This window comes from Bartonella massiliensis (assembly GCF_902150025.1).
Lineage (GTDB): Bacteria > Pseudomonadota > Alphaproteobacteria > Rhizobiales > Rhizobiaceae > Bartonella > Bartonella massiliensis.
Genome location: NZ_CABFVS010000029.1, coordinates 1 through 24,129, shown reverse-complemented (window position 1 = coordinate 24,129; position 24,129 = coordinate 1). Strand labels below are relative to the sequence as shown.

Below are 24,129 nucleotides of genomic sequence, written 5' to 3'. Positions count from 1 at the left end.
TCTGTTAAACCCATCTCACCCGCTGCTGCTTATATTGGTGGCAAAAGAAAATTAGCCAAAACCATTATCAAGATTATCGAGGATATTCCGCATAGCATTTATGCCGAACCTTTCGTTGGCATGGGAGGAATATTCTTTAGACGGAAATTGATACCCCCTACTGAAATTATCAATGATCGTTTAGGAGATGTGGTGAATTTTTTTCGGGTATTACAACGCCATTATCACCCTTTTATAGAATTTTTGCAGTTTCAAATAAGCAGCCGTGAGGCATTTGAACGCTTAAAGACACAAAATCCAGAAACGCTTACGGATTTAGAACGGGCTTTAAGATTTTTATATTTACAGCGATTAAGCTTTAGTGGGAAAGTAGCAGAGCGTACGTTTGGAGTTGCGACAGACCATGATGCGCGGTTTAATGCTTTGAAACTTGAAAGTGTCTTAAAGCTTATTTACCGCCGTTTAGCGGGTGTTACCATTGAACATTTAGATTGGTCTGATTTTATTGTGCGTTATGACCGGCCAAACACTTTATTTTATCTTGATCCACCTTATTTTGGTGTTGAGGATTATTATGGCAAGGACTTGTTTAAGCGAGAGGATTACCAGACGATGTCTATGCTGCTTGCACAATTAAAAGGGAAGTTTCTTCTCTCTCTCAATGATGTGCCAGAGATACGTAAAACTTTTAGCCAGTTTACCTTAAAAGAGGTGAGAACAACTTATTCCTGTAATTTGTCAAATAATGCGATTCCGGCAAAGGAACTCATCATTACCAATTGTGATTTATAGGAGCAGAGAAAAAGATTCATCAAAGGGGCTTTAAACACCCTTTGAAAGGTCTTTGAAGACCCTTTGAGAACCCCTTGTAGTTTGACACTAGGTTTTGTACTAAGTGGGATTAGGTGGGATTAGATAGGAATACGTGATAATTTGTTGTTTTTATGTATAAAATTTAGCATTAAAAGCGTGTTTTGTCAAAATGAATTTTGACACCTAAAATTGCAAAAAATGGTAAAAAAGAGCGAAAATCGGAATTTGAGCGTAAAAATGAGAAAAGGCTTTGAAGATTTTTAAAAAGTCTGTGAAAGCCCAGAAAACCGCCTTTGAAGACCCTTTGAAAAAAATCCGATAAAGTGTGAAGCACATTGCAAAATCAGCCAAAAATAACCAAAAAAGCAAAAAAGATTTTCACCTATAGGTGATTATCTATTTTTAGAGGTAATTTATATTTATAAATCAAATTGTTACATAACTTTTCTAATGTAAAAAGATTTTCATATCGATTTTTCATTTTAAAGAAGCATTAAGCCGTATCTTGTGTAGTTTCTAGATGTGCTCTTTCAGCTTCTATTTGGCGCTTTAAATGAATCTTAAGAAGAGGGAAACTTGCTTCGACTTCTTCTGTGTCGTTGATGTTTTGAACCAGCTCTTGCAGTTTTTTATAAAGTTCCGCCGCGAGTTCCGCTATATCTTCGGGGGGGAGTTTTATATTTTCATTGCGATAGGTTGTATAAGCTATGCGACCAAGTTTTTTCATGAGACCATTAGGAATGGTAGGTGCTTTAAAACCCGCTGCTTTTGCTTTTGCCATGTCACTAAACATTTCACCTTCTCCAGTGACGAGCCAATCTAAGGATATTCCACAACGATCTTTATATATTCGCAGTATAGATGCAGGAGGTTCTCGTAATCCCGTTTCATAATTGCGCATAGTCGTTTCGGGGATTTCAAAATGTTTAGCGAATTGCTTGCGCTCCGTAAAACCAAGGGTGTGCCGTATTTCACGCAATCGTTTTGCAAGTTCTGTTGCAGGTTCTTTTTCAGGGCGTGCCAAAAAAAATCACTCCAAATGACATTTGGGTATTTACAAAAGCCTATTTAGGCTGTATACCTATTATTACCGCCCGATATAGAGGGCAGATATTTTACAATTAACCCCACAAAAAACGGATGTGGGAGCATCCGTTTGAAGCAGGAGCGAAAGTTTATGACTATCACACAAACATGCATTCAAGTATGGGATCGCCATAGTATTTTAGCCGAGCTACGCCGCCGGAACATGACTTTGGCGGAGCTCGCGAAAGCTTATCAACTCTCGTCATCCAGTGTTCAACACATTTGGACACGGTCTAACGAGAAAGCCGAACGCGCCATTGCCGATTTTATCGGTTTGCCCGTCGAGCAGGTTTTTAGCGACCGCTACCCTAAAAGTCGCCGTCGCATTTTTAAAGCAGCAAAACATGCCAATACGGATTCTGTTGTTTCTTCCCTATCACGCGGTAATGCTGCTTAAGCTTTAGGCTCTGCGTGTTAGCGCATTTGCCATGTATTTAGATACCATAAGATAAAAAGGTTTATCAATGTCTAAAGATCAATACAAAATAGGCAAGAGAAATTGCACACTGTTGCCGCATCAAGCAGCCGATTGGATGGGTTGTTTTTTTAGGTTAGGTGGTCAAATTTTCTTTATCGGGGGTGGTTATGGTTGCGGCTTATAATTTATGGACCCCAAAGGCTAAAAGAGAAATTTTTAATCCGTATTCGGAAGCTGAACGGTTACAAATGATGCTTTCCTGTTCTTTAAAAGCGGTGAGTGGTGGATTTCGGCATTTGCCAATCCGGTATATTATTGACCCTCCGCATGGCTTGTTTGATGCGGTATTAGCACGACAGATTGCTATTCATATTTTGCATTATCAGTTTGAGGTTCCGCGGCGGCGTATTGTTGCCATGCAAACACGCAAGCAAACTGCTATTTTCCTTGCTTTGCAAGTCATTAATCGGCGTTTGGAAGAGCCTGTATTTGCTAAAGCCTATCGAAGGTGGGCTGGGCGTGCAATGGATTTGTTTTTACGAGAAATGGATAAGGCGGTTGGATAATGGCACGGTTTCAAGAGATTGCGTTAGATTTGATTGTTGTACCGGAGCGTATACGCCCTGTTGATGATGAGCATGCCAAGGCGCTTGCCCAATCAATGGCACGAGAAGGGTTGATGAATCCGATTACCGTGCGCCATACGCCCAATGCGAAAGAGGGGCATTATACGTTGATTGCGGGGGCGCATCGATTACGGGCGGCTGAGCTTTTAGGGTATAGCGCTATTGAAGCGGTTGTGGTGCAAGCCGATAAAGAAAATGCTGCGCTTTTAGAGGTTGCGGAAAATTTGTTTCGCAATGAATTGTCAGTGATTGACCGCGCTTTGTTTGTGCAGACGTACCGCGAATTGTGGGAAAAGAAGTACGGGGAGATTCAACGTGGTGGTGACCATGGTAATCAATATACAAAGGACAAAGTGGCAAAAGGACAAGTTGTCCCTTTGCCAAAAGATGGTTCTACAGAGCACCATGAAACTGGGTGTGAAGGGGATGAAAAATCAAAGGTGCAAGTTGCACCTTTGATCGGTGATGGTGCGCATTTAGAGCAATTGGTGCAAGTTGCACCTATTGCTCAAATAGAGGGAAAGGATGGCAAAGGGACAGTTTTATCTTTTGCTAAACATGTGGCGGACCGCATTGGTTTGTCTTCAAAATCCGTAAGACGTCTTAACAGCATTGCCCAACATTTACAGCCGGAGTTGCGGTCTGTTTTGCGGGGGACTGCTTTGGCGGATAATCAAGCGCAGTTGTTGAAGTTGGCGAAGATGGAGCCGGTTGCGCAACGGCGGGTGGCGATTGCTTTGCAACAGGTTGAGGGGGATTTACGGCGGGCTGTTGATTTGGTCAATGGGATTAATATACCCCCGAAAGTTAATGAACAGGAACGGATTTTTGCTCAATTGTTGGGGGTATGGCAGAGAGCGGATGCACAGACACGGGCGCGGTTTTATGATTATTTGAATAAGCAATCGGGGGAGGAGCAGGCATGAAGACGCGTGGTTCCCATCAACTTGATTTTTTTCAACGTCCGGTTTTCCCCTGTCGTGAACCTGTTGCGCAGATTGATTTAGAGCGGTTTCGCTCTCGCATTAAGCGGGCTATGGCGCGGGCTTTGCGAGAATGCCGCTATGAGCGCAGTGAGATTGCAGAGCGTATGGCGCATTATTTAGGCATTGGTTGTTTAAGTAAGGCGAGTTTGGATGCTTATGTTGCTGAAAGTAAGCAGGTGGATATTTCCTTGCCACGTTTTAAAGCTTTTGTGCGGGCGACGGGTGCCTTTTGGCTTTGGGATGAGGTGGTGAGTGAGGATGGTTTGCTGTTGTTGCAAGGGGATGAAGCGCGTTTGGCAGAAATTGCAAGATTGCAGCAGGAACAGCGTGAGATTGCCGCACAATTAAAAGCGATGCGTGCGGTTCCGGTGCGTATTAGACGGGGGCAGCCATGAAGGAATGGTTTAGTATTGCTGAGTTGGCTGAAGCGGCTTTGCCAGGATTGCCGCAGACAAAAATTAGTCTCAATAATCTTGCGCTTAAGAAATGGCGTTTGAATACACAATTGTTTCGTCAAACAGTAGGTAAGACCAAGCCGGTTTGGGAGTATCATATCTCTTTATTGCCGGAGGGGGCGCGGGCGGCGTTGTTGTTGCGGGAGGGGAGTGTTGATGTTTTGCAAAAGGCAGAGGAAAAGAGACAAAAAGAAGCGCTTTGGGCGCGTTATGAAGGGCTTTCAAAGGCGCATAAAAGCCGTTGTGAACAACGTTTGAAGGCGCTTTGTTTTTGGGAAGATTTACTCCATGCCGGTATGGGGGTGCATGATGCGGCAAGCCGATGTGCGGTTCAGTTTGGGGTTAGCCGGATGTCGCTTTTTAATTGGCGGCAGATGGTTGAAGGTGTTGACCGCTGTGATTGGTTGGCAGCGCTGGCGCCTTGTTATGGTGAGGAGACTGCTTCGCCGTTTGCACCCTGTCATGAGGGGGCTTTTGAGATTTTATGTTCGGATTATTTACGCCCTTCTCGCCCTGCATTTTCGGCATGTTATCGGCGGATGGTTGGGGTTGCGCGTGAGAAAGGTTGGGCGCCGATCCCTTCAGAGCGGGCGTTACGTCGTCGTTTTAAGGCACAAGTTTCCAAAGCGGTTGTGGCTTTAGCGCGTGAGGGCGAGGAGACGGCAAAAAAGCTTTATCCCGCCCAACGGCGTGATCGGCGTGCCTTGCATGCAATGGAAGCGGTGAATATGGACGGGCATAAGTTGGATGTTTTTGTGAATGTTCCTTGGGGCTCGAAGCCTGTACGGCTTTATTTGATTGCCATTCAAGACCTTTATTCAGGCAAGATTTTATCGTGGCGCTTATCAGATGCTGAGACTTGGGAAATCGTACGCTTGGTGATTGGGGATATGGTGGAAGCTTATGGGATACCGGAGCGTATGACTTTGGATAATGGGCGTGCTTTTACCAGCAAATGGATTTCTGGGGGTGTGCAAAACCGCTTTCGTTTTAAGATTAAGGCGGATGAACCGCAGGGTCTTTTGACCAGTTTGGGTATTCAATTGCAATGGACGACCCCTTATAGCGGGCAGTCAAAGCCGATTGAGCGGGCATGGCGTGATTTGGCAGAAGCGATTTCTAAACACCCGTTATGTGCGGGGGCTTATACGGGGAATAAACCGGATGCTAAGCCTGAAGATTATGGTAAGCGGGCGATGGATTTGGAAGAATTTAAAGCCCATGTTGGGGCGCAGATTGTGGCGCATAATGCGCAAGCAGGACGTAAGGCGCTGACATGTGCGGGGCGCAGTTTTGATGAGACTTTTGCAGAAAGTTTAAAGGCAGAAGGGACGATTGTTCGTCAAGCAACAGCAGCTCAGAGGGCTTTATGGCTTTTGACTTCAGAAGCATTGCGTACGCAAAAGGGGACGGGTGAGATTCATTTTTATGACAATCGCTATTGGGCGCGGGCGTTGAATAGCTATGCGGGAGAGAAGGTGATTGTGCGCTTTGACCCTGATCATTTGCATCAAGATTTGCGGGTTTATGATTTGAATAATCAGTTGCTTTGTTTGGCGCCTTGCCTTGCGGATGTGGGTTTTTACGACCAGCAGGCAGCACGTTTGAATGGGCGTTTGCGTAAAGAATATGTGAAGGCAGTTAAAGCAGAAAAGCAGTTGGCGGCAAAACTTGCGCCGGATCAATTGGCGGATGTTTATGCAAAAGTTGCAAGGAGGGGGGATGATGCACAATCTAAGCGTCCTGTTTCCCCAAAGGTAAGCCGCTTGATGCCAAAGAATGCGGGGAGTCTGGCTTTAAAAGCTCCTGATGCGGTTTTAGGGGATGATGAGGCTTTGGATTCCCGAGAATTTAGTCAACATTTGCACCAAGCTTTAAGACGCCTTAGCGCTTCAAGTGAGGTACATGAAGTGATCAAGTTTCCTAGAAGATAGGAAAGGAAGGGGGGGGACTTACAAGAGTGCCTACAAGGGGGGCTGGTTTTGTATCGCGTACCAGCTTGAATCGTTAACAAAGAAAGGGGGGAGGAGAAGTCTTAATCCATTTCAATATTTTAAATCAATACAATTAAGTTTTCAGGTGTCTTTGCCTTGATTTGAGCGCGGAGCCGTGAAGTTAGCAAGTTCCCCGATGTGTAAGAAAGAGAGGGGGATTTGTCAGGGAGCCGGTTTGTGTTTTGCGTACGGCTTTAAATGTTCATTGAAGAGAAAAGATAAGGGACAAGGCCCTAGTCCTTCCCCTTATCATTTGTCTAAATCAATACAAGAGGGGAATATATATGAAGTACGCGATAAATGCAACCGTTGATAAAAATCCTTGGGCTCGACCTAAAAAACAGCCCGATGAAGAAACCCAAAACTGCAATAGTGATGATATTGCTTTATGGAATGCACTTGTGGATTCAGTGATCGCTCTGGCACAGACGAATGGCTGGACTAAAGCAGAAGTAGCACGGCGCATAGGTATGCCGGATGGCACCTTTTCGCAGTGGTATGCGGGTAGTTATGCGGGAAAATTTGGCAAGCAAAATGCGAAGGTTCAACAATGGGTTGACGCATTAAAAGAAACAGCAGGGCTTTTGGAGATGATACCAGAAAAGCCAGCGTTTCGAAAGAACCGTATAGCTTGTGAAATCATTGATACGCTAACACTGGCGCAAAGTACGGGGGATATGGTGATGATTACCCTTGATGCGGGCAGTGGCAAAACGGAAACTTGCCGCTATTACCGCGCGACCCGCCCGCATGTTTATCTGGTCACAGCAAGCCCGCATACGCGCAGTGTTCATGGCATTTTGAATGATATGGCAGCAGAATTAGAAGTGGTGGAATATAACCCTGCGCGTCTGACGCGTGCTATTGGTAAAAAGTTAGAGCGTGTGGGTGGTGGAACATTGTTGATCGTTGATGAGGCGCAAAATTTAACGGATGAGGCGATTAATCAGTTGCGTCACTTTGTTGATATCAATGGCACAGGGCTTGCTTTGGTTGGCAATGATGAGATTTCGGGGCGTCTCGTGCATCGTCAAAATGGACCTTCTTATGCGCAAATTAAAAGCCGTTTGGCGATGCATTTGAAGCGGCGCAAACCTTATAGTGAAGATATTGCAGCGCGCATTCATGATTGGGGGATTGAAGATGCTGGGGCGATAAAGTTTTTGACTGGTATTGGTTTGAAAGCTGGGGCTTTGCGGCAGATTGATAAAACCATGATGTTGGCACGCATGGCAGCGCTTGGAGATGGGGGTGAGGAAGTAACACTGAAACATGTCAAAGCCGCATGGAAAAACCGTGATGTGGGGGAATTGGCATGATGAGCTTAAGCCCTAAGGAATTATCCGATACGCTTGTTGGTCTTTATGATGATTATCAAAGTGGTTTGGATATTGCAGCAGAACTTAAATTGTGTGTTGATTTGGCTTTATCGCTTGAATTGGAGTTGAGTGTTCACCGTTTGGGGGAAGCAGATGCGGTTTTGGAACAAGAAGTTTCAGAAGTTTTATCTGAGTGTGAAGGTTCTCATGCGGATACAGATAAGAGCAATCGTGTGATTTATATGGATTTTGGAGGAGATAAATAATGGAACGGAACCCTTATATGGTGAGAGATTGCTTGATTGCTCTGCGCTCTGGCTTTTTGAAATATGAAACAGATGGGATTTTTTTGCATGGACAAGATGTTCGAGAATTGAATGCGTATTTACGGCGCTTAGCAGGCTATAACCACATTTTAGGTCATGAGCTTATGCGGTGTCGTTGGCAATTGAAAGCGGGATACGACCCTTTATCGGGTGTTGTTTTGCCGTTTCGTCGTTTTCAAGAAAAGAAGGAGGAGTTCTGCGATGAATAAACAGATTGAACTTGAAGGTGTGCGTTATATGAAGGATGCGAAAGGCGCTTTGGTGCCGGTGGATATGATCCGCCCTGCGGATTTGCTGGAAGATGAGACGGTGCGGAAGGTTATGGGGTATGCCAAAGAATTGTCAGCACGGATTGCGCGTTTTAACAGCCATACGATTGCGGATTTGAGTGATTTTGATAATTTGCTTGCGCAAGAATATGGTGTAGCGCGGCGTGGTAAAAAGGGCAATTGTACTTACACAAGTTTTGATGGTTTGCAGCGTATTAAGGTGCAGGTACAAGAAAGCTTTGATTTTGGTCCGCAATTGCAAATTGCCAAAAGCCTTCTTGATGAGTGTTTGAATGAATGGTCTGCGGATGCGCGCCCGGAAATCCGCGCGATTATTACGCGTGCTTTTAATACGGATAAAGAAGGCAAGGTGAATCGGGGTGAAATTTTTATGTTGTTGCGCTTGGATATTAGTGATCCCCGTTGGAGGGAAGCGATGCGGGCGATCCGTGAAGCCATTCGTGTGACGACCTCTAAGGAATATGTGCGTTTTTATGAACGAGACACATTAGAAAGCCCTTGGCGTGCGGTGACTCTTGATATGGCGAAGACGTGAGGGAAACCATGTCTTTAGCGGCTATTCATATGGGAAGGCGTGCTTTAGCGCTTGATGATGAAACCTATCGGGCGATGCTTTATCGCCTGACAGGAAAATATTCGGCAAAAGATTTGAGTGTTTTAGAGAAGCGTTTGGTGATGGATGAAATGCAGGCTTGGGGCTTTAAGCCGAAGAGACAAGTTTTAGAGGGCAAATATGCCAAAAAGCTTCAAGCTTTATGGATTGCAGGGTGGAATCTTGGCATCATTCGTGATCGTTCAGATCAAGCCTTAGTTCGCTTTGTCAAAAGACAGACAGGGATTGATCATATTCGTTTTTTACGCGATAGTGACGACGCGGGAAAAGCCATTGAGGCGTTGAAAAGCTGGTTGCAGCGTGAGGGTGGGGTTGACTGGAAAGGGAAAAAGATTCAAGATTCTTGGCAAAAGATGCCAGGATATTTGATTTTGCGTGCCCAATGGAAACGTTTGAATCCCGATGTTGTGTTTGACCCAGTGTTTGATGGGGAAGCGTTTCATCAAAGTGTTATGGCGTTAAGTGGTAAAGCTTTGGGCGAGATGAGTGGGGGCGATTTTATGCACGTTATGAATGTTTGGGGGCGGAAAATCCGAAAAGGTGTTAAAAGCGAGGGGTAAGCATGCATGCACGAGGAAATCTATAGCGATTTTCCTGCCTTATTGCGTGAAATAGCCGATGTTGCGGGCAGTGAGGCGGCATGGAATATGATGCGTGCTTTTGGCGGACGAGAGGTTTATATCCCTGGGCGTCTTGAGAATGCGGATTGGTTGATTGAAATTGTTGGGTTTGAAGAGGCGCAGCAATTGATCAACCATTTTTGTTTTAATGGTTCGGGTGTGCGCCTTCTTATCCCCCTTGGTAGAGATGCTGAACGGCGGCAAAAAATGATGCAAGCGCTGCAAAAAGGCTGGTCGGTAGATGATGCGGCGGCTGTTTCTGGTATGCATGTGCGTACAGCCTATCGCTTGAAGAAGAGAATTTCTTCAAAAGAGCCACAAGGTTTATTATTTCCAGAGTTTTATGAGTATTGAGAGTTTTGACTGACAGTGTCAGGCTTATATGGGGGGCGTGAGATTTCATAAACTGCGGATGAATTTTATTCATTGAGTGGTTTTTTTATGATTTCAATAGATGCTTCTTTTCTTCATCAACTTGCGCCTAAGCTGGCGCATCATGCACGCCAAGATTATATTATTGTTGAGATGGCACGTTTCTTGCCTAAAGCTTTATCTTATGGAGCACTCACCACACCTTTGCGTATTGCGCATTTTTTAAGCCAATGCGCCCATGAAAGTGATGGCTTTTTTACCCTTTGTGAATATGGATCAGGGCGTGCTTATGAAGGACGGCGTGATTTAGGCAATGTCACCCCTGGTGATGGTGTGCGCTTTAAAGGTCGTGGTTTAATTCAATTAACGGGGCGTAATAATTATCGCCGTTTTACGCAGTTTTTGGGTTCGGTAGAGAGCCAAGCGGTTGATTGTGAGGCTTTTCCAGAAGTGGTGGAACAGTTTCCAGCCGCTCTTTGGTCGGCTGTGTGGTTTTGGCAGGGGAAAGGCTTGAACAAGCTTGCTGATCAAGATGATGTCGTGAGGATTACCAAAGCCATTAATGGGGGGAAAAATGGTCTTGTTCAGCGGTTGACGTATCTTAATCGGGCAAAAAAGCTTTTAGGGCTTTCATGCGAGGTGACGTCATGAAGCCATCGTATCGGGGGTCTCGACGTTATTTATGGTGGTCCTTTTGGTTTGCTTGGGGGGTTATTTTTTTGCTGATTTTGGGTGGTTTGTTTGGAGGGGCTCACATTGTTGATATGGCAGCCATTTCTATTCCTTCCATGGTGGCGATTATCGTTGGGAATTTGGGGGTGCATCGCGGTTTTGGTTCCTTGGACTTTTCCAATAGCAAGCCCTTCAATCGCCTCAAGAGCAACAAGTATGGGGGCAATGATGATTTATGGAGGGGGAGAGGGTGAATGTTTAATCCTTCCTTAAAGCTGTCTTTTGGGGTGCTTTTTTTTGCGCTTTTGCTTTTCGCGTTGTTTGGTTGGATGAAGGGGCAAATTTTAAAAGCAGAAAAAGCGCGTGATGCGTATTGGCGCTTAGAAATTGCCAAGGTTTCCCTACAAGCAGAGCTTGAACAGAAGCAACAAAGAGAAGCCGCACAAAGAGCAGAGCTTCAAGCACAAGTGGTGATTTCTGCTTTAAGACAAAGGCTTACAAAAATGGAGGAGGTCAATGCAGTATTGCCAACTACTGGCGGTGGCATTGGGCTTGAGCGTGTGCGCTTGCTCAATACCCAAGCCAAGGGATAGTTTTTCTTATCAGTTTTTATCGGTTGAACTGCCGCCTGTTGTTCGCATGGTGTGTGCCCGCCCTTCTCTGTTGCCCGAACGCGCTTTGAATGCACGCGAAGTGGTGCATTATTGGAGCCGTGATCGTGCTGCTTTATTGATCTGCGAACAGCACAGACGAGCAGCTGTCAAAGCCATTTTAATGAAGTCAAGGAGGGGGTCGTGAATTTGGATATTAGTGTGGCCAATGGCTGGCTTTCGTTGTTGTTATCCATTGTTGCCATTTCTGGGGTTTTAAAAGCTTATTTTTCTTCTGGTACGAAGGAAATGCTGAAAGACATGATGGTGCTTAAAGAGCGTGTGCAAAAGTTAGAAACGGAGATGGATTTTTTGCCTGATCGTGATGCCATGCAAAGGTTGGAAGTGAATATAGAACGCTTAAATGGGCGCCTCAATACGTTTTCTGCACAGTTGCAACCGGTGGCAGCCATAGGTGAGCGCTTGCAAGAGTTTTTATTGGAGAATGCCAAGAAATGAAAGCAGATATGGATAAAATCATTCGTGAAGAAGCGCGGTTGATTATTTTAAAAGGGCTTGCTTGTGAGCGCAGCGAAACATTATCGAGTGCGATGATTGAGCGGCTTTTATACAGTTATGGTATCCGGCGTGATCGCGATTTTGTGCACAATGAACTGGCTTTTATGGAAGAGCAAGGCGCTGTTACATTAAAATGTGTGGGATCTGTTTTGCTTGCGGCTTTAACAGAACGGGGAGCGCGTCATTTAGATCGTAGCTTTTCCATTGAGGGGATTAAGCGTCCCAAACGTTCATCAATAAAAGACGAGGTGAGGGATGCGCAAGGTCGGGCGTGGGCGCTTAACGGCGATTGATTTATTGCCACAAGCTTGTGATCAAATTATTGCAGAGGCGGCTGAAGCTTTAAATGGGCGTGAAAAGACGCAAAAAGCCATTTATGATGAATTTAAAGCGGCTTTGAAGGCTTTAAAAAAAGAAACAGATCTCAATTTTTCCATTCCCTCCTTTTCGAGTTTTAATCGTTATTCTTTGCGGCTCGCGGTGATGTCACGGCGCTTAGAACAAACGCGCGAAATAGCAGCAAGCCTTTCACAGCGCTTTGATGCCAAAGCTTCTGATAATATTACTTTGTTAACAGCTGCAGCGATTAAAGAGCTTATTTTTTCCACGTTAAGCAGTGGGAAAAGCCTTTCGCCAAAGGCAGCCCAAGAGTTGGCGAATGCGCTTAAAGGGGTGTTGGCTGCTGAACATTTGTCGACCACCAGACGGCAAAGATTAGAGAAGGATTTTACAAGTAAGGCAAGTAAAGCGGTTGAGGTGGCAGCAGCAGCAGCGGGGCTTTCAGAAGAGACGGCACGGGCTATTCGCGCGCAGGTGTTGGGGATAAAACATGACTGAGGGGCGTGAGACTTTTAAACAAACTCCTTTAAAAGATGCTGCGGTTGATGATCGTTTGGGTTTTGATCTTTGGCAGACAAGTGCTTGTCTCAAAGAGAAAGATCCCTTAGCTGAAGGGGTTTTAATGGCGCATCAACGGGCATGGATTGAGGATAAATCCCCCTTAAAGTTGGTTGAAAAAGGGCGCCGGACCGGCATTACTTTTGCTGAGGCTCTAGATGATACGCTGATTGCGGCGGCAACTGTTAAAGCAGGGGGGGATAATGTTTTTTACATTGGCGATACCAAAGAAAAGGGGCGTGAATTTATTGGCTATGTGAGCCATTTTGCCAAAGCGATTACCAGCCACAGTGGGGATGTGGAGGAATTTTTATTTCCAGATCAAAAAGAAGATGGGTCGACAAAATATATCTCTGCTTATCGGGTACGGTTTGCTTCGGGATTTCGTATTGAAGCGCTCTCCAGCCGTCCAGAAAATATTCGCGGACTCCAGGGCATTGTGGTGATTGATGAGGCGGCGTTTCATCAGGATGTGCGCTCTGTTTTGGATGCGGTGAATGCTTTGTTGATTTGGGGGGGCAAAATCCGTGTGATCTCCACCCATAATGGGGTGCTTAATCCTTTCAATGAATTGATCCGTGAGGCGCGAGCGGGCAAAATTCCTTTTTCGGTGCATCGTTACCCTTTTCAGATGGCGGTTAAAAATGGCTTGTTTAAACGGGTTTGTGCCATGAAGGGGGAGACATGGAGTTTAGCTTCCCAACAACAATGGGAGACGCAAATCCGCGCTTCTTATGGGGTGCGGTTGAGTGCTATGCGGCAAGAATTGGATGCCATACCAGCTGATCAAGAAGGGGCGGCTTTAACGCGTTTGCAGATTGAAAATTGTTGTGCGCGAGATATTGCGGTGTTGCGTTTTGCTTGTGTGGATGATTTTAAAAATCAATCGGATGATCAACGAAGTCAAGCAGCTTTTGCTTGGTGTGAGACGCATATAAAGCCTCTTCATGTTAAGCTTGATCGGCGGCGTCAACATGTTTTTGGGGTTGATTTTGCCCGCAGTGGTGATGCGACATCAATTGTGGTGATGGAGGTGGGGCAAGATTTGGTGCGCCGTGTGCGGTTTATGGTGGAATTGCGCAATATGCCGTTTGATCAACAAAGAGAGATTTTATTTTATGGGGTGGGGGGCTTGCCACGTTTGTTGGGTGGCGCGTTAGATGCACGGGGCAATGGGGCTTATTTAGCGGAAAAAGCAGCACAACGTTATGGGGCGTGTGTGCAAGAGGTTCAATTGTCACAAAGTTGGTATGGCAAAGAAATGCCGGCTTATTTAGAAGCTTTTGGGGATAGGATGATTGTTTTGCCGCGTGATGGTGATGTGGTTGCTGATCATCAAGCACTTGCTTATGTCAATGGCATTGTCAAAATTCCAGACAATCATCGTTTTAAAGGCAGTGATGGTTTTATGCGCCATGGGGATAGTGCGATTGCTTGTGCTTTGGCTTATTTTGCCAGCCGTCAGACGCCGGAAATTTACGAATATACGCCCGTTCTGGATGTTTATAGCTTTGATGAAAACCCGCTCTTTTTAACAACAAGATCAAAGATCTACTGAGGGAATTGATAAGATGGTACAATTGGTTGATCAATGGGGCAAAGCTCTTCAAGTGAAGGGATTGGGGAGGGAGGTTGCAAGCCCTACCATTGGGGGTGTTCGTGATGTGTGGTCACAAACTGTTGTCAGTGGTCTGACCCCTGTTCAACTTGCCAATATTTTGCAGCAGGCAGCAGGAGGGACGCCCGAACAATTTTTTCAACTGGCTGATGATATGGAAGAGCGTGATTTGCACTATCGTGCGGTGCTGGGTATGCGTAAAAATGCCCTTACCGGTGTAGAGCCTGGGGTGATTGCGGCAAGCAACAGTGCGCAGGACAAAAGAATAGCCGATGCGGTGCGCGAGGTGATTAGCGCGCCTACTTTTGTTGATGATTATGTGGCAGATTTGTTAGATGCTTTGGGTAAAGGCTATGCGATTGTTGAGACCTTGTGGGACAAGAGCGCTAAGGAATGGTGGCCGGTTGCTTGGCGGTGGCGTGACCAGCGGTTTTTTCAGTTGGACAGGCGAGATGGCTTTCATTTGCGTTTAAAAGAAGAGGGATCTCTTCATGGCACAGAGTTGCCTGCTTATAAATTTTCCATTCACCGCCCCAAGTTGAAAAGTGGTTTGCCTATTCGCTCTGGGCTTGCCAGACTTGCGGCTTGGGCTTTTTTGTTTAAGTCTTACACCTTGAAAGATTGGATGGCTTTCTTAGAAGTTTACGGCATGCCTTTGCGTGTGGGCAAATATGGGGCAAGCTCTTCTCAAGAGGAGCGGCGGGTTCTCATTCAAGCGGTGCGTGATTTATCCAGCGATGCGGCGGCGATTATTCCCAAAGAGATGGAGATTGAGTTTATTGAAGCGGCAGGGGGCAGTGGCAATGCGGTTTTTGGCGTCAAGGCGGAATATTTAGATCGGCAGATCTCAAAGGGTGTGTTGGGACAAACCATGACGACGGATGATGGGGCGTCTTTTTCGCAAGCGCGTATTCATGAAAATGTGCGTCATGATATTGCCAGAGCTGATGCACGGCAATTGGCTTTGACGGCTAATCGTGATTTGATTGTACCCTTTGTGGAGAGTAATTTTGGGCGCCAAGAGCGCTACCCCCTTGTCTATTGGCCGATTTCGGAAAATGAAGATATTAAAGCCATTAGTGATGCTTTAGAAAAACTTGTGCCGTTAGGCTTGCGTGTTGGGGCGCAAGAGGTGCGCAATAAGATTGGCTTTTCGCAACCAAAAAAGGGAGAGGATGTTTTAAGGGCTGCTTTTCTTAGGCCTGATGATGAGAAGAAACAAAAAGCTGATATTTGTACGGATTGTGGGGGTAGAGTTGATGTTTCTTTAACCAGAAAAGAAGGGGTGGAAAAAGAGCAGAGTGGAAAACATCACGACGAATTGGACCGGCTTTCTGAGGAAGCTTTAAGTGATTGGGAAGAGGATTTAGAACCCCTTTTAAAGCCCTTTAAAGAGCTTGTGAGAGAGGCTAAAAGTTATGAAGATATCCTCAAAGGCTTAGATGAATTGTTGGGGGAGATGGATCATCATGCCTTGGCAGCACGCTTGGCAAAGGTGCAAATGATTGCGCGGGGACTGGGGCATCATGGATGAGGAACTTTTTAAGACGGCACCCCAAGAGGTCACCCGTTATTTTGCAGCCAAGAATATTGTTCCAAGTTTTGATTGGCGTGATGTTGCACCAGAAGAGCATGCCTTTTCCTTTACGGTGGCAAAATCGGTAGGCTATGACATTTTAGAGGATTTTAAGCAAGCGGTTGGAGACGCCATAAAACATCACGTTACTTTTCAAGAATTTCAGAAAAATCTGATGCCGATTTTACAAGAAAAAGGCTGGTGGGGGAAAAAGATGGGCATTGACCCGAAAACGGGTGAAATGAGCGTGGTGCAGTTGGGCAGCCCGCGGCGTTTAGAAACGGTCTATTGGGCCAATACCATGAGTGCGCATGCGGCAGGGGAATGGGAACGCACACAAAATAATAAAGAATTTTTGCCTTACCTGACCTATGCGTTATCGAGTTCAGAACATAAGCGTTTAGAACATGAAAGTTGGGTGGGATTTACGGCACCGGTTGATGATCCCATTTGGGATTGGCTTTATCCCCCCAATGGTTGGCGGTGTAAATGCAGTGTGCGGCAGGTAAGCCGTTATGAAGCAGAAAATTTAGGCTATGAAGAGGGCGCAGAGCCACCCCATGTGGAGACGCGGGTTTGGCGCAATAAGCGGACGGGGCGCGTTGAAAAGATACCCGTAGGCATTGATCCTGGATGGCATTCTAATCCTGGAAAACAGCGCGCACAAAATTTAAGCCGATTTTTAAGTGATAAAGTCTCTGTAATGGGGGACAATGGCAAGCGTATTGCCATTGAAGATATTGTTGGCTCACCGCTTTTGGAAGCGATGTTTGAAGGGCGTATGCCGTGTGGATTTATTCCTATTGCCCCGATGATACAAAAGGTGCGTGATGTTTTTTCCGCGGACAATTCTCTTATTCGCTTATCTTCAGACAGTGTCAAACATATTTTATTAGAACATCAAGCACGTGCTCTTCACTTGGAGGATTTTCGTGGTGCCATTCAAACCTTCATAAAGCCCTATGGTATCATTAGACGCAAAGATGTGCCGAGCGTTTTGTTTTTTGGTGAAAGTGGAGGGGCATGGTGGCGCTTAGCGGTCAAATTTGTGGCAAGCAAACAAGAGTGGTGGCTGACTTCCATGCATAAAAAGAGCTTTCGCGAAATTCAACGTCTGTTAGAGGCGGCTGAAAAGAAGGACGAACGGTTGTTATAAAGGGAACACTATAAAGCCCTATTGGCTTTTGTGAAAAGAGTTATTGTGTGTGAGAGAATGAGAAGGCGTGGAGGGCGGTCAACTCCTCGCAGATCCGGCAAAGCCGTCCTGGTATAACTGGCTCACGCCTCGTGAGCACTCTAACAGTTTAAACATTCAAAAGCAATCTTTTAAAAAAAACGCGTTTTGAGAGAGGCTTTTTTGTAAAGGCAAGAAAGCGCACACCGCAAAGCTTTGTTGGCTTTGTAAAGAAGGAACCAGTGTGTGGGGAAACATGAGAAGGCGTGGAGGGCGGTCAACTCCTCGCAGATCCGGCAAAGCCGTCCTGGCATAACTGGCTCACGCCTCGTGAGTACGCTAACAGTTTAAATGTACAAAAGCAATCTTTAAGAAAACGCGCTTTGAGAGAGGTTTTTTGTGTGGAGTGATAAATTTGTACCTCTAACTTCACAATGGCGCTCTATCGCCTTTGAAGTGCCTTTGAAAACGTTTTATGAGAAGGTTTGGCATTGGGTTTTCTCTTATAAGCTAGAAGAGAGGAAAAAAGTGCTTTTTTTAGAAGTGCTCTTTTGACTGACATTGTCAGACTTATAAGCTGAGGTGGTTTCATGCATTGTATTGCCAATGATAATTGTAAAGCAATAGGCAATGATGGAACAAGAATTTCACGAAAATGATAAAGAAGGGCAGAGCGTTTATGACGGTGCCTTTCATGGCAAGTTTATTGATCTTTGCCAAGATCTCACTATGAGCCAAGCACCGGAATGGGTCGAGCTGTTGCCCAAAGCACCTCATGTGAAGGCACGTGATGGACGGCAATGGCATTATAGTCCGCAAAGGATTTTAAAGGCTTTTGCAGCCAATAAAGGACCGCTTGTGATTGATTATGAGCATGGGCAACATCACAGAGCGAGAAACGGTTTAGAAGCGCCGGCAAGCGGTTGGATTGAAGAACTCACAGAACGGGATGGTGCGATTTGGGGTCGGGTTAAATGGACCGATATGGCTGCTAAAAAGATTGTGACTGGGGAATATCGTTATCTTTCCCCTGAGTTTCGTCATTCTAAAAATGGTGAGATTTTAAGTTTGGCAGGGGCAGGGTTGGTGAACCGTCCCGCCCTTGTGATGACGGCTTTAAGCCGTGAACACCCTTCAACACCGCCTTTAACCCCCCCTTTGACACCTCTTGTGGTGTCCCCAACAACTTTGATGGAGGAAATGATGGATTTGACAGCCATTGCGAGCGCCTTATCGCTGGCAGAAGATGCAAAGCCTGTAGAAATTTTAACAAGCATTGCAGCCCGCGAAAAAGAACGGGTGGAATTAAATGCCCAATTAACAAAAGCGCGTGAAGATTTGGCGCTTTTGCAAGAAGAGCAAAAAAACACTGCCATTGAGAGGCTTTTAGATAAAGCGGTTGAAGAGGGCAAGATTTTGCCGGCTGCGCGGGAAGACTATCGTGCCCTTTGTCGCCTTGAAGGGGGCATAAAACATTTTCAAAGTTTGATCGAGAAATTACCGGCTCTGGCATCGACAAGTCCTTTAGAAGTATGTGCCTTGGTGCAAGAACATCAGCTTGCGCCAGAAGAGATTGCTCTTGCCGCACGCCATTATCAAGAAGAACAGAAGCAAAAAGGCTTCGACATCACCATTAGCCAAGCGGTTGATTATATTTATGAGCACAAGGAGCGTTCATCATGAGTACGACGATTTTAATTAAATCTTTTCGCGCTTTTGCAGAGATCTCGCCTTATTGCATTGTTGCAGCACGCGGTGAGGCAATGGTGGCAACAGCTTCTGGAAAGAGTGATAAATTATTAGGCACTGCCGGCTCTTGTAAAGCAAAGGCTGGCGAAATGATCGATGTTGGTCAATGCGGTTGGGGGGAAGTGATATGTGGGGGCAATGTTTCCTTTGGTGACTTTTTAACCTCTGACCCTAAGGGGCACGCCATTAAGGCAGAAGCGGCAGATCGCACCATTGGTATTGCCATGAGTGATGGTTCTGCTGGTGATATTATTTCTTTTAAAATTAATTAATCGAGGCTTATGATGAACAGACCTTTTCCCATTGATCCAACCCTTACCGCCATTGCTATTGGCTATCGCAATCCCGAAGGCTCACTGATTGGCGATAAAGTTTTGCCGCGTGTTTGTGTTTTAAGTGAAGTGTTTAAATATAGTGAATTTCCCCTCGCGGAAAGTTTTACAGTCCCTGAACTGGAGATAGGGCGTAAAGGGCGCCCGAATGTGGTGGAATTTTCCGCCTTTGAACGGGAAGCTAGTGTGAGAGATTACGGGCTTGATGATCTTATTCCCAATTCAGATATTGAAGCCGCAGCCCGCGCACGAGCCGAAAAGCGCTCTCGTTATAACCCTGAAAAGACAGCCGTGGAAGGACTGGCTAATTTGCTGGAATTGGGGCGTGAAGTGCGTGTGGCAGAGCTTGTGCAAAAGAGTGAAAATTACGCACCAGAGCGGGTGATTAACTTGAAGGGTGAGAATAAATTCAGTGATTATGACAAATCAGACCCTTATGCTGTCTTAGATGAGGCGAAGGATAAAGCTCTCGTCTATACACCCAACACCATTGTCATGGGAAAAGTTGTTTGGTCAAAACTCAAACGTCACCCCAAAATTATCAAAGCGGTTAAGGGGGGTGGTACAGCTGATGGATTTGTGACCAAAGCGCAATTTGCAGATCTGATGGAAATAGACTCTCATCGGTTATTGATTGGTGAATCGCAAGTCAATTTAGCCCGCAAAGGACGCACAGTGCAATTGGCACGCGTTTGGGGCAATAAGATTGCTCTGCTTTATATTGATCCCACCAAGCAACAGGCGGATGGTTCTGTCATCAGTTGGGGCTTTAGTGCTCAGTTGGGTGAGCGTATCTCTGGGGTGATCTCTGATCCAGATATCGGTTTGTCGGGTGGTAAACGCGTGCGTGTGGGTGAACGGGTGTGCGAATTGGTTGCCGCAAAAGATGCCGGTGTATTGCTGCAAGATGTTGTTTAAGGAAAAGACTGAATGGCCTATGCAAGCAAGACATTGATTGAAGAGCTCTGGGGGGATGATTTCTTAAAAGACTTATGTGCTTTTGATGATGAAAATTCTGATCCAGTGCTTTTAGATCAAGCCATTGCCCTTGCTCTAAACCAAGCAAGTGGTGAGATGGATGCTCATCTGTCTCGTCGCTACTTGGTTCCCATTGCTGGACAACCAGCAGCTTTGGGTATGATCTGTGTAAATATTGCGGTTTATAATTTAGCCATACGCCATACGGCCCTGACCACAACCATTGAAGATCGCTACAAACAGGCGGTTGATTTGCTCAAACGCATTGCGGAAGGCAAAGCGGGTTTGGGGGTCGATGAACCCAAAATTATGAGTGAAGATGGACCCGTGCGGGATGGGGCTTTTTTTCACGCTCAACCGCGTTTGATGGGGCGATAACATGTCTGTTTCAACCCATATTGAGATTAAAGAGACGGGGCTTGAAGCGGCTTTATCCTTTTTACAAAAGAGTGCTCATGCCCCAATGGGAACTTTATCACAAGGGGTTGGTCACCTTATTCAAGAAAGCACAAGGCGGCGGATTCAAAGCGAAAAAATCTCCCCCAAAGGAGAGAAGTGGAAAAACAATTATGCTCGTACCTCCATTCTTTATGCCAGTGGGGCGCTCTCACGCTCTATTGATATGAAAGCCTCACCAGAACAGGTGGTGATTGGCTCTGGGTTGGTTTATGCGCGGATTCATCAATTGGGTGGCGTCATTCGCCCGAAAAATGGTAAAACCCTGCGCTTTTTCTTAAAAAGCAGCAAGGCACAGCGCTTTGTTTGTGTGCCGCAAGTGACCATGCCGGCACGTGCCTATTTAGGGCTTTCAGAACACAATAAAGTGGAAATTGTCAAAGCGGCAGAAGATTGGCTGGGAAGGATCTTTTCATGAGACAAGCTGTTGAGAGTCTGGGGCGTATTAATGCGTTTCGTGAGGCGGTAATAAGGAGCCTTAAAAGGGCTTTGCCGGATGTGCGCGATTGTGCCTGTCAATTTGGGCGTTTTAATTTAGAAGAACTTGAAACACAGATGCTTGTTGCGCCAGCAATACGTGTTGCGGTGTTAGAAGGGCGCTTGAGTTCTGTTGCTTCTGGTCAGATGAGTGCTGAACTTCATTTAGGGGCTTTTATTATCACCACGGGCAAAGAGCGTGATGTTTCCAGTTGGCTTTTAGCAGAAGCCATAGGGGTTTTATGCCATAGCGGACAATTATGGGGCTTAACCCATTTGAGTGCCCCGCGGGATGTGTCGATTGATCCCATTATCTCTGCGGCGATTAAACAACGGGGCGTGTCGATTAGTGTGGTGGAATGGCGCCAAGATTTGCATCAGTTGGGGCAAGATATTTTTGCGGATGCGGAACAAAGTCAACTTAAAGCTGGATTAATCTCCTATGATGAAACACAGGTCCATGAGGTGTCTTCATGAATGATGCACATTTGTTGGGCGAGACCTTTCGGCAAATTATGAAGCGTCTTGATGCGCTTGAACGCTGTCTTGCCAACCAGCACATGGTGGGGCGGGTGGCACAAATTGATGGGCATAGGGTGCGGGTAAAACTTTTCTCTAAAGGTGCCAATGGGCAAGCAGTTTTATCACCTTGGCTACAAGCACAAGAAGCCGCTGGTGCTGTCTCTAGCAATATGCCTTTGCATGTTGGTGATCCGGTGCGCTTGTTAAACCCCCATGGTGAGATAGGCTCTGCCTCTTTAGTGGTACGCGATAGCTATAGCGATGATGCACAAAATCTAGCACGCTCACCGCAAGAGCTTGCGCTTTGTTATGCGGGAGGCGCTCTGCGGATGACCAAAGATGAACTTATTCTCTCCCATGGGGAAAACCAAATTCGTTTAAGCGCCAAAGGTCTCATGCTTTGCCACCAATCAACCCGTGTTGAATTAGCAGACAGTGTGCAGATTCAAGCAGAAGATTTACAGCACAACCAAAAATCGGTTGGTGCAAGCCATGTTCACGGTGGGGTCAAAATGGGTCCTTCCACAACCTCTAGCCCTCTTTAAAGGAGTTTTATGATGCGTGAGAAAACTTATGTTATTTTAACCAATGCCGATTTTGTGGCGGGTCAGCGTTCACCGGGGAAGGGTGAGGAAATTTGTTTCAGTGAAGAGGCGGCAAAATATCCTTTGCTTCTGGGTCAGATTGCTGAAAAACCAGCCCCAACGGTTTCTTCTGCTCAACCCGTATCTTCCGCCCCAACGACTTCTCTTACAAAGACAACCAAGGGTGCTTAAATCATGCGTTGTGGGGTGAGCGAAAAAGATGGCTCTCTCTTATATGGCTTTGCGCATTGCCAACAATCCATCCATAAATGTTTAATGACAAGGGTGGGAACACGGGTTTTGCGTCGCCATTATGGGTGTGATGTTAGAGAGTTCCAAGATGCCAATGCCAATCCTGCAACGATTTTACGTCTTTATCAAGCCATTGCTTGCGCACTTGATGATCCAGAATGCGGAGAGCCTGGGTTCTCATTACAGAGGATTGATCTGACCAAGGCAACGCGTGAGGGAACATTCCACTTTGTTTTAAGGGGCATTTTTTATCCCGATGGGCATTTGGGGGATTGGTCCCATGGGCAAGAGAGGCAATTTCCGCTAGAGGTTTCCTATGGCAGAGCCTGAACGTTTATCCCTTTCACAACGCCCTGTGCCGCAAGTGATTGAAGAGCTTTCTGTTGAAAGGCTTTTAGAGCAAAAGATTAAGCGTTTGATGGATGTTTTTGCCGCTCATCATATCCCTTACAATGTGGAAAAGACCGCTTATGATCCTGTGGTCATTCAATTACAAGCGGCTGCTTATGAAGAGTTGCTGTTGCGCCAGCGGATTAATGAAGTGGCACGAGATAATTTGCTCGAATTTGCGCATGGCACAAGTTTAGACCATTTGGGGGATTTTCATGGGGTCACGCGCCTTTTAGATGAGGATGATGAGCGTTTTCGCCGCCGCATTCGTTTGAAGAGGCAAGGGCATTCCACAGGGGGGACAGCACCTCGCTATCAATATTTTGCTCTCTCCAGTGATATCCGTGTCAAAGATGCTTTTGTTTATCGTGTGGGAAAAAGCCCGCTTATTTATGTGGCTCTTTTTAGTGATGCCCCTTCAGGAGTGGCCGATGAGGCTTTGATTGCCAAGGTGCAAAGAGCCCTTGATGATCCTCATGTTAAAATGACCAATGATACCCTCTTGGTCAAGAGTGCTGTACAGCGGGTGATCGATATTTCGGCTAACCTTTGGTTGTTACCCGGTGAGCGAGAACAGCTTTTAGAAAGAGCAGAGCAGAATTTAAGAGAAGAATGGGCGCGTGCGGGCAGGCTTGGGCGTGATCTATATTCAAGTTGGATATTAAGCCGCCTGATGGTTGAAGGTGTCCATCATGTGGAGGTTACAAAGCCACAGGAAGATATTCTTGTTGCCCCTCATGAGGCGATAGCACTAGGGGAAATTGCTTTGTCAAAACGGGGGCATGCTTATTGATGTCTGCGTTGTTATTGCCCCCCAATTCAAGCTTGTTTGAACGCTGTTTGGCTGGGGCCATGGCTCTTTCCCCGCAAGTCAAAAGGGTGCTCGAAGATATTGTGCGTGCCAAATTGATTACGCGTCCCCCTTCTTGGTTGCCCTTCTTAATTGACGAATATGGTTTACAAGAACTCATCCCTTATTTCTCGAATTCTTATGATCTTCTTGACCAAGGGCTTGAATGGCAACAGATACGTGGCTCTGTAGCGGCAATTGATAGGGGTCTTCAATGGCTTGGACTCTCAGTACACTTTACACCCGCGTGGACAGAGCGTGCATGGTGGAATTCCTTTCAACTTGAATTTGACCAATTGCCTGAACGAGGTGATCTCGAGGCGATTGAAGCGATTGTCGACCTTTCCAAAAGCTTGCGCTCTGATTTTCGCCGTGGTGTCACGGGTTATGAGGTGCAAGCTACGCAAGCCAATATGTCACGGCTTGATGACAGCATGCTGGATTTTGAGAGCGGTATCCGCTTAACCGCTGGAGATACGCTGTTTTCTTTTGGGCGCACGACAGAATTCAACCAC

Annotated in this window: 35 protein-coding genes; 34 read left to right on the top strand and 1 reads right to left on the bottom strand. The window is 46.0% G+C overall.

Annotation, left to right across the window (positions count from 1 at the left end; genetic code table 11):
* A partial coding sequence (locus tag FNZ60_RS07285; RefSeq protein WP_142416960.1) for a DNA adenine methylase occupies positions 1-792 on the top strand: 792 nt, incomplete at its 5' end.
* A gap of 514 nt (positions 793-1,306) precedes the next feature.
* Here FNZ60_RS07285 and FNZ60_RS07280 read toward each other — a convergent pair.
* Complete coding sequence (locus FNZ60_RS07280; RefSeq protein WP_142416959.1) at positions 1,307-1,837, bottom strand: helix-turn-helix domain-containing protein; 531 nt, start codon at positions 1,835-1,837, stop codon at positions 1,307-1,309.
* A gap of 153 nt (positions 1,838-1,990) precedes the next feature.
* Between FNZ60_RS07280 and FNZ60_RS07275 the strand changes: the two genes are divergently transcribed.
* The 33 genes from FNZ60_RS07275 to FNZ60_RS07120 form a co-directional block, all read left to right on the top strand.
* Positions 1,991-2,296 carry a helix-turn-helix domain-containing protein gene (locus FNZ60_RS07275; protein ID WP_015398991.1) on the top strand — a complete coding sequence of 102 codons (306 nt, stop codon included), beginning with the start codon at positions 1,991-1,993 and terminating at the stop codon, positions 2,294-2,296.
* A 67-nt stretch (positions 2,297-2,363) separates the two neighbouring features.
* Entirely contained in the window at positions 2,364-2,501 is a 138-nt protein-coding gene (locus tag FNZ60_RS09735; protein ID WP_185913517.1) for a hypothetical protein, read from the top strand.
* On the top strand, positions 2,485-2,883 hold the full coding sequence (locus tag FNZ60_RS07270) for a hypothetical protein (protein WP_142416958.1): 399 nt from the start codon (positions 2,485-2,487) through the stop codon (positions 2,881-2,883). Before FNZ60_RS09735 ends, FNZ60_RS07270 begins: the two co-directional genes overlap by 17 nt.
* Positions 2,883-3,869, top strand: a complete 987-nt coding sequence (locus FNZ60_RS07265; RefSeq protein ID WP_142416957.1) for a ParB/RepB/Spo0J family partition protein — start codon at positions 2,883-2,885, stop codon at positions 3,867-3,869. Before FNZ60_RS07270 ends, FNZ60_RS07265 begins: the two co-directional genes overlap by 1 nt.
* Positions 3,866-4,324 (top strand): hypothetical protein, encoded by a 459-nt coding sequence (locus tag FNZ60_RS07260; RefSeq protein ID WP_142416956.1) that lies wholly within the window; start codon positions 3,866-3,868, stop codon positions 4,322-4,324. Before FNZ60_RS07265 ends, FNZ60_RS07260 begins: the two co-directional genes overlap by 4 nt.
* Complete coding sequence (locus FNZ60_RS07255; protein WP_142416955.1) at positions 4,321-6,318, top strand: transposase domain-containing protein; 1,998 nt, start codon at positions 4,321-4,323, stop codon at positions 6,316-6,318. The genes FNZ60_RS07260 and FNZ60_RS07255 overlap by 4 nt, the downstream gene beginning before the upstream one ends.
* A 344-nt stretch (positions 6,319-6,662) precedes the next feature.
* On the top strand, positions 6,663-7,697 hold the full coding sequence (locus FNZ60_RS07250) for an AAA family ATPase (RefSeq protein ID WP_142416954.1): 1,035 nt from the start codon (positions 6,663-6,665) through the stop codon (positions 7,695-7,697).
* A complete protein-coding gene (locus tag FNZ60_RS07245) occupies positions 7,694-7,963 on the top strand; it encodes a hypothetical protein (RefSeq protein WP_142416953.1) in 270 nt (89 codons plus the stop codon). Before FNZ60_RS07250 ends, FNZ60_RS07245 begins: the two co-directional genes overlap by 4 nt.
* Positions 7,963-8,232: a hypothetical protein gene (locus tag FNZ60_RS07240; protein ID WP_142416952.1), complete on the top strand. Its 270-nt coding sequence runs from the start codon at positions 7,963-7,965 to the stop codon at positions 8,230-8,232. Before FNZ60_RS07245 ends, FNZ60_RS07240 begins: the two co-directional genes overlap by 1 nt.
* Complete coding sequence (locus tag FNZ60_RS07235; RefSeq protein WP_142416951.1) at positions 8,225-8,848, top strand: DUF3164 family protein; 624 nt, start codon at positions 8,225-8,227, stop codon at positions 8,846-8,848. Before FNZ60_RS07240 ends, FNZ60_RS07235 begins: the two co-directional genes overlap by 8 nt.
* Positions 8,849-8,856: 8 nt before the next feature.
* Entirely contained in the window at positions 8,857-9,486 is a 630-nt protein-coding gene (locus FNZ60_RS07230; protein ID WP_142416964.1) for a phage protein GemA/Gp16 family protein, read from the top strand.
* A gap of 6 nt (positions 9,487-9,492) precedes the next feature.
* Positions 9,493-9,900: a helix-turn-helix domain-containing protein gene (locus tag FNZ60_RS07225; RefSeq protein WP_142416950.1), complete on the top strand. Its 408-nt coding sequence runs from the start codon at positions 9,493-9,495 to the stop codon at positions 9,898-9,900.
* Between the two features lie 87 nt (positions 9,901-9,987).
* Positions 9,988-10,569 (top strand): glycoside hydrolase family 19 protein, encoded by a 582-nt coding sequence (locus tag FNZ60_RS07220; RefSeq protein ID WP_142416949.1) that lies wholly within the window; start codon positions 9,988-9,990, stop codon positions 10,567-10,569.
* Positions 10,566-10,844: a hypothetical protein gene (locus tag FNZ60_RS07215; protein WP_246054739.1), complete on the top strand. Its 279-nt coding sequence runs from the start codon at positions 10,566-10,568 to the stop codon at positions 10,842-10,844. The genes FNZ60_RS07220 and FNZ60_RS07215 overlap by 4 nt, the downstream gene beginning before the upstream one ends.
* Positions 10,845-11,183 (top strand): hypothetical protein, encoded by a 339-nt coding sequence (locus FNZ60_RS07210; RefSeq protein WP_142416948.1) that lies wholly within the window; start codon positions 10,845-10,847, stop codon positions 11,181-11,183.
* Positions 11,149-11,388, top strand: coding sequence for a hypothetical protein (locus tag FNZ60_RS07205; RefSeq protein WP_142416947.1), 240 nt, complete (start codon positions 11,149-11,151; stop codon positions 11,386-11,388). The genes FNZ60_RS07210 and FNZ60_RS07205 overlap by 35 nt, the downstream gene beginning before the upstream one ends.
* On the top strand, positions 11,385-11,699 hold the full coding sequence (locus FNZ60_RS07200) for a DUF2730 family protein (RefSeq protein WP_120122224.1): 315 nt from the start codon (positions 11,385-11,387) through the stop codon (positions 11,697-11,699). Before FNZ60_RS07205 ends, FNZ60_RS07200 begins: the two co-directional genes overlap by 4 nt.
* Positions 11,696-12,052, top strand: a complete 357-nt coding sequence (locus FNZ60_RS07195) for a VpaChn25_0724 family phage protein (protein ID WP_019221544.1) — start codon at positions 11,696-11,698, stop codon at positions 12,050-12,052. Before FNZ60_RS07200 ends, FNZ60_RS07195 begins: the two co-directional genes overlap by 4 nt.
* A complete protein-coding gene (locus FNZ60_RS07190) occupies positions 12,015-12,596 on the top strand; it encodes a phage protein Gp27 family protein (protein WP_142416946.1) in 582 nt (193 codons plus the stop codon). The genes FNZ60_RS07195 and FNZ60_RS07190 overlap by 38 nt, the downstream gene beginning before the upstream one ends.
* On the top strand, positions 12,589-14,214 hold the full coding sequence (locus FNZ60_RS07185; RefSeq protein ID WP_142416945.1) for a hypothetical protein: 1,626 nt from the start codon (positions 12,589-12,591) through the stop codon (positions 14,212-14,214). Before FNZ60_RS07190 ends, FNZ60_RS07185 begins: the two co-directional genes overlap by 8 nt.
* A gap of 13 nt (positions 14,215-14,227) precedes the next feature.
* Positions 14,228-15,808 carry a DUF935 domain-containing protein gene (locus FNZ60_RS07180; protein ID WP_142416944.1) on the top strand — a complete coding sequence of 527 codons (1,581 nt, stop codon included), beginning with the start codon at positions 14,228-14,230 and terminating at the stop codon, positions 15,806-15,808.
* Positions 15,801-17,006: a phage head morphogenesis protein gene (locus FNZ60_RS07175; RefSeq protein ID WP_142416943.1), complete on the top strand. Its 1,206-nt coding sequence runs from the start codon at positions 15,801-15,803 to the stop codon at positions 17,004-17,006. The genes FNZ60_RS07180 and FNZ60_RS07175 overlap by 8 nt, the downstream gene beginning before the upstream one ends.
* A gap of 651 nt (positions 17,007-17,657) precedes the next feature.
* Complete coding sequence (locus FNZ60_RS07170) at positions 17,658-18,707, top strand: phage protease (protein WP_142416963.1); 1,050 nt, start codon at positions 17,658-17,660, stop codon at positions 18,705-18,707.
* The gene (locus FNZ60_RS07165) at positions 18,704-19,045 is read left to right on the top strand and encodes a DUF2190 family protein (protein WP_142416942.1); all 342 of its coding nucleotides are present in this window, start codon (positions 18,704-18,706) and stop codon (positions 19,043-19,045) included. The genes FNZ60_RS07170 and FNZ60_RS07165 overlap by 4 nt, the downstream gene beginning before the upstream one ends.
* A 12-nt stretch (positions 19,046-19,057) precedes the next feature.
* Positions 19,058-20,023 carry a major capsid protein gene (locus FNZ60_RS07160; RefSeq protein ID WP_142416962.1) on the top strand — a complete coding sequence of 322 codons (966 nt, stop codon included), beginning with the start codon at positions 19,058-19,060 and terminating at the stop codon, positions 20,021-20,023.
* Positions 20,024-20,035: 12 nt separating this feature from the next.
* Entirely contained in the window at positions 20,036-20,461 is a 426-nt protein-coding gene (locus FNZ60_RS07155) for a gp436 family protein (RefSeq protein ID WP_142416941.1), read from the top strand.
* 1 nt (position 20,462) lies between these two features.
* Positions 20,463-20,957, top strand: coding sequence for a phage virion morphogenesis family protein (locus FNZ60_RS07150; protein WP_142416940.1), 495 nt, complete (start codon positions 20,463-20,465; stop codon positions 20,955-20,957).
* On the top strand, positions 20,954-21,493 hold the full coding sequence (locus FNZ60_RS07145; RefSeq protein ID WP_142416939.1) for a hypothetical protein: 540 nt from the start codon (positions 20,954-20,956) through the stop codon (positions 21,491-21,493). The genes FNZ60_RS07150 and FNZ60_RS07145 overlap by 4 nt, the downstream gene beginning before the upstream one ends.
* Positions 21,490-22,083, top strand: coding sequence for a phage baseplate assembly protein V (locus tag FNZ60_RS07140; protein ID WP_142416938.1), 594 nt, complete (start codon positions 21,490-21,492; stop codon positions 22,081-22,083). The genes FNZ60_RS07145 and FNZ60_RS07140 overlap by 4 nt, the downstream gene beginning before the upstream one ends.
* 12 nt (positions 22,084-22,095) lie before the next feature.
* Complete coding sequence (locus tag FNZ60_RS07135) at positions 22,096-22,314, top strand: hypothetical protein (RefSeq protein WP_142416961.1); 219 nt, start codon at positions 22,096-22,098, stop codon at positions 22,312-22,314.
* Between the two features lie 3 nt (positions 22,315-22,317).
* Entirely contained in the window at positions 22,318-22,704 is a 387-nt protein-coding gene (locus FNZ60_RS07130; RefSeq protein WP_142416937.1) for a GPW/gp25 family protein, read from the top strand.
* The gene (locus tag FNZ60_RS07125; RefSeq protein ID WP_142416936.1) at positions 22,691-23,557 is read left to right on the top strand and encodes a baseplate J/gp47 family protein; all 867 of its coding nucleotides are present in this window, start codon (positions 22,691-22,693) and stop codon (positions 23,555-23,557) included. Before FNZ60_RS07130 ends, FNZ60_RS07125 begins: the two co-directional genes overlap by 14 nt.
* On the top strand, positions 23,557-24,129 hold a 573-nt coding region (locus FNZ60_RS07120; RefSeq protein ID WP_246054737.1), incomplete at its 3' end, for a phage tail protein. The genes FNZ60_RS07125 and FNZ60_RS07120, both read left to right, overlap by 1 nt.